At 61.4% G+C, this 3,732-nt stretch carries 3 protein-coding genes; 2 read left to right on the plus strand and 1 reads right to left on the minus strand.

Annotation, left to right across the window (positions count from 1 at the left end; all coding sequences use genetic code 11):
- The first annotated feature begins 44 nt into the window (after positions 1-44).
- Entirely contained in the window at positions 45-1,094 is a 1,050-nt protein-coding gene (locus H6718_00165; protein MCB9583775.1) for a hypothetical protein, read from the plus strand.
- A gap of 166 nt (positions 1,095-1,260) precedes the next feature.
- Here the strand turns inward: H6718_00165 and H6718_00170 are convergent, their stop codons facing one another.
- Positions 1,261-1,377 (minus strand): pentapeptide repeat-containing protein, encoded by a 117-nt coding sequence (locus H6718_00170; GenBank protein ID MCB9583776.1) that lies wholly within the window; start codon positions 1,375-1,377, stop codon positions 1,261-1,263.
- A gap of 2,111 nt (positions 1,378-3,488) precedes the next feature.
- On the opposite strand from H6718_00170, the gene H6718_00175 reads away from it, so the two are divergent.
- A partial coding sequence (locus tag H6718_00175; protein MCB9583777.1) for a hypothetical protein occupies positions 3,489-3,732 on the plus strand: 244 nt, incomplete at its 3' end.

Consider the following 3,732-nt stretch of genomic DNA (forward strand, 5'->3'; position numbering starts at 1 on the left):
ATCAGTTGGGGGGGGTGGTCTGGCCATCTCGTGTCTCGTGACCCATCATCACGATCGACTTCTACCGGGCGCTGCCCGAGACGCCCCCCGAGTTCATCAACGAGCGCCTGCTGTCCGACCTGATGCTCGCCGAGCGGGCGATGCTCTACGTCGGCGGTGCGGGGTCGTGCATGGGCTGCGGCGAGGCCACCGCGCTGCGCATGATGCTGGCAGCGACCGGCTTCGTCCACGGGCCGGAGAGCGTCGGCATCGTCGCCTCGACCGGCTGCAACACGGTGTACTCGTCGACCTACCCCTACAACCCGTTCCTCGTCCCGTGGACCAACTCGCTGTTCGAGAACGGCCCGGCCGACGCGATCGGCGTGCGGCTGCGCTGGGATCAGCGCGGCTGGCACGACAAGAAGCTGTGGGTGGTCGGCGGCGACGGCGCGATGCTCGACATCGGCTTCCAGTCGCTGTCGCGCATGCTCGCCTCCGGCCTCGACATCAATGTCCTGGTGCTCGACACCCAGGTCTACAGCAACACCGGCGGCCAAGCCTCGACGGCAACATTCCTCGGCCAGAACACCAAGATGTCGACCCACGGCAAGGCCCGCCCCGGCAAGGTCGAACGCCGCAAGGAGCTCGGCCAGCTCTGCCTGATGCACCCGGATGTGTACGTCGCGCAGACCACCGCCGCGCATATGAACCACTTCTACCGCGCGATCCTCGACGCCAATGAGTACCCCGGCCCGGCGGTCATCAACGTGTTCACCACCTGCCAACCGGAACACGGTGTCGCCGACGACATGTCGGGCGCGCAGGCGCGGCTCGCGGTGGACACCCGCGCATTCCCGCTGTTCGTGCACGATCCACGCAAGGGCGAGTCGATCGCCGAGCGGCTGTCCCTGCGCGGGAACCCGGCGATGAACGACGATTGGTTGTTCGACAGGAAGAGCGGCGCGGCGACGACGTTCGTGGACTTCGCGCGGTCGGAGGGGCGGTTTGCCAAGCACTTCGATGCGGAGGGGAAGCCGAGCGAGGCGTTGCTGGCGGGGGAGCGGGATCGGCTGCGGAATTGGCGCCAGCTGCAGGAGTTGGCGGGGATTCGGTAGGGGGGTGTGGGTGTGAGTGCGCGAGGAGGCTCGCTATGAACCGAGTGCTCGTGCCTGCGCCTGCCGTTGGGCCGGGAGTTTTTGGGTAAGGATAACTCCTGAGTGTGAATGCACGTCGAGTTTCCCGATCGGAGGGGCTTGACGGGACTGCTTGGCGAATCTAGCTTCAATGTGTCTGAAGTGTGGCGCCGCGAAGTGTGGCGCCGCGAAGTGTGGCGCCGCGAAGTGTGGCGCCGCGAAGTGTGGCGCCGCGAGTTTGGAAAGGAGTACTCGATGGCGACAACGACGGTGAAGGTGGCCGACCACATGTCGGTCATCTTTCGGGGATTGACCGCGACTCAAACGGGCTGGGGTACTCCCCCGAGGTCCCTGAACAGCGCGGGCACGAGCGAGTTGAACTCAACCCAGCACGTCAGCATGGTGGGGGCGAACAGTGTGGCGCTGAGCGTGACACTTCACGCGACGTCTTTTGCTGCCGCTGGCAGCGGCTCGCTCGGCGTCGAGGTGGTCCTGGAACAGAGCAACGACCGGTCGAATTGGTTTGAGGTAGACCCTAGCTCTCGATCGTCCTTTCCCGGAAGCGGCCAACAACACGCAATCGATACTGTGGGCCAGACGATTAGTTTGTCCTTTTCGAACAAAGTAACCATGGCGTGGGTCCGAGTGACATTTCTGATAACATCGTATGGGGCCGCGCTGGCCGCGAACGATTTCGGCGTCGTTTCTTGCGACCTCACGGCATCTCTCTTGTGAGTGTTCGAAATGACGATTCAGGCCAAGCGCATTGCCGCAGGTATCCTAGCCGAGTCGCGTGTTGTTGGCTTGGGCCAGTTCACGCGGTTGTCCAATTCCTCGGACTGGTTCGAATCGAGGGCGGGGACATCGCCTGAACACGCTAATCACCTAGTGCTCAGCATTCTCGTTGAGTCGGCTACTCTCACTGCGTCATCCTCCGAAGAGCTTGCGATCGATCTGTTCGACAGTTTCGCACCTGACGCACTAGTGGGCTGGAACCACATAGCATCACTTGTGGGTCCTTCTACAGCTAACCACATATTTGGCCCGGGGCTGTACGAGTTCCTGTACCCGTACCCTACCACGCCCCCGACCAACCCCTACTTGCGCTTGCAGTTTAGTATCGACGATGAAATGGCGGCGGGCAACCTCGTGCCGTACCCAGCATCTGGCTCACAGTTCACAGGAACGTGTTGGGTCTCCATGACTCACCTCTAGAGTGCTCAATGATGATGACCATTGTGACATCTTGGACAGTGCTTCTGGCGCTGTGCGTTTCGCTCAAGGCGCAAAACTACACGACGATCCCACCAGGTTTGTTGACGCAGGAGGCGTCGCACGGTGTTCAAGACCTTGGAAGGTACCCTGAAATGCGGTTCCAGTTGCTGGATTCTGATGTACTCACGCCGATGCAAGTGCTCGAGTTGGCGTGTCGACGAGACGGCCATCGGGACGCAAGCAGCGCATGGTTTGCCGGGCGCAGCTGGGCGAACGTGCAGCTCGTCATGGGAGAGCGTGACCAAAGTGCGCAGGCCTTTTCTCTGAACTTGGCGTCCAACGTGACGCGAGTCTTCAGCGCATCGGTTAGTTGGCCTGATCACTCCGTTGGGCCTCGCACCTCGGTCCCGCATCCGTGGGCCACCGATGTGGTCTTTCCTTTCAGCGTTCCCTGGTCCTACTCGGGAAAGCGATCTGGAATGACCGTGGATCTTACCTTTCGGGGTGGTACACTGACAAACAGTAGTCCGTGGACCGCGGAGCACTATCTGCTCGATGGCGCGTTGGCCGCGAAAGAGCTGTGGAGCCAGGGATTCATAGTTGGCGACACCACAAACCCGAGATGTATGTCTGCGTGGGGCACGCCCCTAGCGGTGCCAAACGTGATCACTACAGCTGCAGGACAAGTGGGCGTAGTAGCGCGGATACTGAGATACCCTTATAGTACAAGCACGTTGTTTGCCTTCTCGCTCGGGGGAGATTCGGCAGGTGTCTCTATAGGACTTCGTTGTCAGAAGTACTACTTGGGCGATGGGCCTTTCGTATTCAGTTCGTTCATGACGCCGGCTTCCGGGTACGAATACTATGTGGCGGGTTCCCCCGGGGTGCAATACGATCAGAGCTACGTTGGCATCAGAATATGGACCCAGCCTGTCTTTCTGGATGGAAACTGGAAGGGAACTCTGTCGGCTGCAGGTTACAGCGAGGTCCTCGCGCGCCCTCTGGCATCGATAAAGGCTGGTTGCATCTGGGCTGCATCGGCGACAAGTGTAACCGGGAACATACTGTCCATTGTTCCCGTGTTTCGACTCGCGCATAGGTAGAAAATGGCCGCTCGGCATGCGCGGTTCAGCAACATCGCTTGTCCGTGAGTTATTGTAAGTGACCTACCTGATCCGGGTCGCGTTTGCGGCCGACCTCCAAATCGGCCTTCCCGCCACCTTCCCCTGCCACCTGGCCTCTACCCAGGTCTCGCTCACCTTCGACCTCGACGCAGCGTACGGCCCGATCCTCACCGAGATCGCCGCGATCGCCCCTGACACCGCGACCACCACCCCGCGTCCCTTCCGCCTCCTCCGCCCCGCCGACGCCCCCTCAGCCACCCGCAACCTCGGGCTCTGGGAGC

This window comes from Polyangiaceae bacterium (assembly GCA_020633205.1).
In the GTDB taxonomy this organism is placed as follows: Bacteria; Myxococcota_A; Polyangia; order Polyangiales; family Polyangiaceae; genus JAHBVY01.